Annotated in this window: 1 protein-coding gene; it reads right to left on the bottom strand. The window is 75.9% G+C overall.

Annotated elements, in window-relative coordinates:
• On the bottom strand, positions 1–4,148 hold a 4,148-nt coding region (locus P3T27_RS40780; protein ID WP_280686436.1), incomplete at both ends, for a condensation domain-containing protein.

Below are 4,148 nucleotides of genomic sequence, written 5' to 3'. Positions count from 1 at the left end.
TCGGCGGGCAGGGCCTCGCCGGTGACCATCAGCCAGCGCAGGTCCGGCAGTTGGGGCGCGTCGCCCTCGGTGTCCCAGGCGTCCAGCGCGGCGCGCAGCAGCGAGGGGACGACCTCCAGGACAGCGATCCGCTCGTCCCGGGCCATGCCGAACAGCGCGTCGGGGTCGGCGGCCATCTCCGTCCCCGAGACGCGGACGGTGCCGCCCACGACCAGCGGGGCGAGCATCTGCCACACCGACACGTCGAAGGTGAGCGGGGCGTTCTGGACGACGCCCTCCCCGGCGGCCAGGTCCAGGTCGCCGACCTTCGCCCAGAGGTGGTTCATCATCCCCGAGCGCTGCACCATGGCGCCCTTGGGCTTGCCGGTGGAGCCGGAGGTGAACATCACGTACGCCAGATCCAGCCCGGTGCCCGCGCACTCCGGCAGGGCCCGCGCGGTGGCGGCCTGCTCCAGGCCGATGACGGTGACCGGCTCGCCCTGGACGGCGGCGGCGAACTCCGCGGCCGGTGCCTCGTACCCGGCGCCGACCAGCAGGTGGCGGGCGCCGCCGTCCTCCAGCAGCCCGGTGTTGCGGGCGGCCGGGGCGGCCGGGTCGAGCGGCAGGTAGGCGCCGCCGGCGCCGAGGACGCCCAGCACGCCGGTGATGAACGGGACGCCGGGCTCGGCGACCATCGCGACCACCGAACCGGTGGTGACCCCGGCCTCGACGAGGCCCGCGGACAACCCGCCGGCCGCCTCGACGAGTTCCCGGTAGGTCAGCGATCCGGCGCCGTCGGTGACGGCGGTCGCCTCGGGGGTGCGGGCGGCCACCGCGCGCACCCGCTCGACGACGCCGAGGCTCTCCTCGGGGATCGACGGGTCCCAGGCGCCGAGCAGTCCGCCCAGTTCGCCGGGGGTGCCGGTGCCGGTGAGGTCCGCCGGGGCGGTCACGTCGATCCGGGCGAGCGGCAGGTCGGGCCGGTCGGCGACGGTGCGCAGCAGGTGCTGGAAGATCGCCGCGACCCGCTCGACCTCGGCCCTGCCGAACAGGTCCGGGTTGTAGTCCAGCCGCAGGTGCAGGGTGTCGCCGGGGTGGACCACCATGCTCAGCGGGTGGTGCCGGGCGTCCCGGGCCTCGGCGTGGACGACGCGCGGACCGTCGGCGAGGCCGGTGTCGAGGCCGTTCTCGTCCAGCGGGAAGTTCTCGAACAGCACCACGGTGTCGAAGACCTCGCCGGACAGGCCGGCGGCCTGGTGGATCGCGGCGAGCCCGAGGTGCTCGTGCGGGAGCAGCGCGGTCTGCTGGTCCTGGAGGGCGTGCAGCAGTTCGGCGAGGGTGGCGCCGGGGTGCAGGCGGGCCCGGACCGGCACGGTGGTGAGGAACATGCCGATCATCGACTCGACGTCCGGGACCTCGGCCGGGCGGCCGGAGGTGACGGCGCCGAACACGACGTCCTGGCGGCCGGTGAGCCGGCCGAGCAGCAGTGCCCAGCAGCCCTGCACCACGGTGTTGAGGGTCAGGCCCTGGGTGCGGGCCCAGCCGGTCAGCGCGGCGGTCAGCTCGCGGGGCACCTCGGCGAGCACCGCGTCGGGCAGTGCCGGGAGGCGGCCCGGGTCGGCGGGGACGAGCAGGGTGGGCTCGTCGACGTCGGCCAGCACCTCGTGCCAGGCCGCCCGGGCCGCGGTGCGGTCCTGCGCGGTCAGCCAGGCCAGGTACGAGCGGTACGGGGCCGGGTCGGGCAGCAGTGCGACGTCCGCGCCGGGGGCGCAGAGCGCGAACAGCTCGCGGACGAGCAGCGGCATCGACCAGCCGTCGACCAGGATGTGGTGGCTGGTCCAGATGAACCGGTGCCGGCCCTCGCCGGTGGTGACGAGCGCGAAGCGCAGCAGCGGCGGGGCGGCGAGGTCGAAGCGGCGGGTGCGCTCGGCCTCGGTGATCCGGTCCAGCTCGGCGGCCCGGGCGGGCTCCGGCAGGTCGGTCAGGTCGGCGTCCAGCCAGGGGAGTTCGGCGTGCTGCGGGACGACCTGGACCGGCTCGCCGGTGGCCCGGGCGCGGAAGGAGGCGCGCAGGTTGGGGTGCCGGTCGAGCAGGGCCTGCCCGGCGGCGCGCAGGGCGGCGGCGTCGAGGTCGCCCTCGATGTCCGCGACGATCTGCAGGGTGTAGACGTCGACCGCGTCCGCGCCGCCCTCGGCGGCGGTGTCGTAGTCGGCGTGGAAGAGCATGCCCTGCTGGAGCGGGGTGAGCGGCAGGACGTCGGCGAGGGCGGTGCCGGCCTGGGCGAGCTCGGCCTCGTACTCCTCGATCTCGTCCTGGGTCAGGCTGACCAGCGGCAGGTCGGAGGGGGTGCGGCCGCCGGCCTCGGGGGCGGTGGCGTGCCGGGCGAGCAGTGCCAGGGCGCGGAACCAGGTGTCGGCGACGTCCTGGGCGTCCTCCTCGGCGACGGTGCGGCCGGCCCAGGACCAGTTGGCGATCAGGTGCGGGCCGTCGTGCCGGTCCTCGGTGGCCGGGGTGACGTCGAGCAGGTGCGGCAGCGGCATGCCGGGGTGCGCACCGGTGCCGACCACGCCGTCGCCGCCGGCCGGCTCCCAGAGGCCGGCCTCGCGGGCGTCGAAGCGGCCCATGTAGTTGAAGCCGATCTGCGGCTTGTGGTGGCCGGCCAGGGCGCGGGCGGCGTGCGGGTTGAGGTAGCGCAGCAGGCCGTAGCCGACGCCGCGGTCGGGCAGCGCGCGCAGCTGCTCCTTGATCCGCTTGAGGGCGGCGCCGAGGGCGGGGCCGCCGGCCCAGAGCTCGTCCCAGTCGAGGGTGCCGGGGTCGAGGCGCATCGGGAAGGCGCTGGTGAACCAGCCGACGGTGCGGGACAGGTCGAGGGTGTCGCTGAGCTGTTCGCGGCCGTGGCCCTCCAGCTCGATCAGGGTCTGCGCGTACTCGGCGTGGCCGTGCCGGCGGCGCCAGTCGGCGACGGCGAGGGCGAGGCCGGTCAGCAGGACGTCGTTGACCTCGGCGTGGAAGGCCGCGGGGACGTCGGTGAGCAGCGGGCCGGTGACCTCGGGGCCGAGCTCCAGGCGCAGGGTGCGCTGGGTGCCGTAGACGTCCGTCCCGGGGTCGAGCCGGTGGGTGCCGACCAGCGGGTCGGGGCCGGTCAGGATCGACTGCCAGAGGGCGAGTTCCGGTCCGCGGACCTGGGTGCGGGCCTGTGCGGCGAGCAGCTGCGACCAGGCGCGGTAGGAGGTGCCGACCGGGTCGAGGGCGGGGGTGCGGCCGGCGGTCAGCGCCTCGCAGGCGGCGGCGAGGTCGGGCAGCAGGATGCGCCAGGACACGCCGTCGATGACCAGGTGGTGGGCGGAGAGCACCAGCAGGGCGGTGTCGGCGCCGGGCGCCGCGCCGATCAGCACGGCCTGGATCATCACGGCGGCGGCGGGGTCGAGCCGGGCGCGGGCGGCGGCGGCCTGCCGCTCGGCGAAGCCGAGGGCGTCGTGGTCGTCGGCGCCGCCGTTCTCGGCGGTGGCGACCAGGCGGACGCCGGCGAGTGCGCCGGGCGCCAGCGCCTCCAGGTGCCACAGGCCCGGGGCCGGTTCGGTGGCCCGGGTGCGCAGCGCGTCGTGGTGGTCGACCAGGGTGTGCAGGGCGGCGTCGAGCAGGTCGGCGTCCAGGGTGGCGGGGACCCGGACGACGACGTGCTGGCTGTACTTGACGACCGGGCCGGTGAGGCTGTGGGTGTCGTCGTGCAACTGGCCCATGATCGGCGTGAGTTCGTACGGGCCGGTGCCGCCCGCGTCCTCGGCGGGGTCGGCCGCGGCCTTGGGCTCCGCCCCGCCCGCGACCCGGGCCAGGGCGGCGGCGGTCTTGTGGGTGAAGATGTCGCGGGTGGTGAGGGTGAGACCGGCCCGGTGGGCGCGGCTGACCACCTGGATGGAGCGGATGCTGTCGCCGCCGAGGGCGAAGAAGTCCTCGTCGATGCCGACCCGGCCGGTGCCGAGCACCTCGGCGAGGATGTCGCAGAGGACGCGCTCGCGCTCGGTGCGGGGGCCGCGGACGGCGTCCTGCTCGCCGATCTCGGGCTTGGGCAGGGCCTTGCGGTCGAGCTTGCCGTTGGGGGTGAGCGGCATGGCGGGCAGGACGGTCCAGGACGCGGGGATCATGTACCCGGGCAGCAGTTGGGAGAGCTC

This window comes from Kitasatospora sp. MAA19 (assembly GCF_029894125.1).
In the GTDB taxonomy this organism is placed as follows: Bacteria; Actinomycetota; Actinomycetes; order Streptomycetales; family Streptomycetaceae; genus Kitasatospora.
Note: the sequence above shows the minus strand (reverse complement) of the source record. Positions and strands in the feature narration are given on the sequence as shown.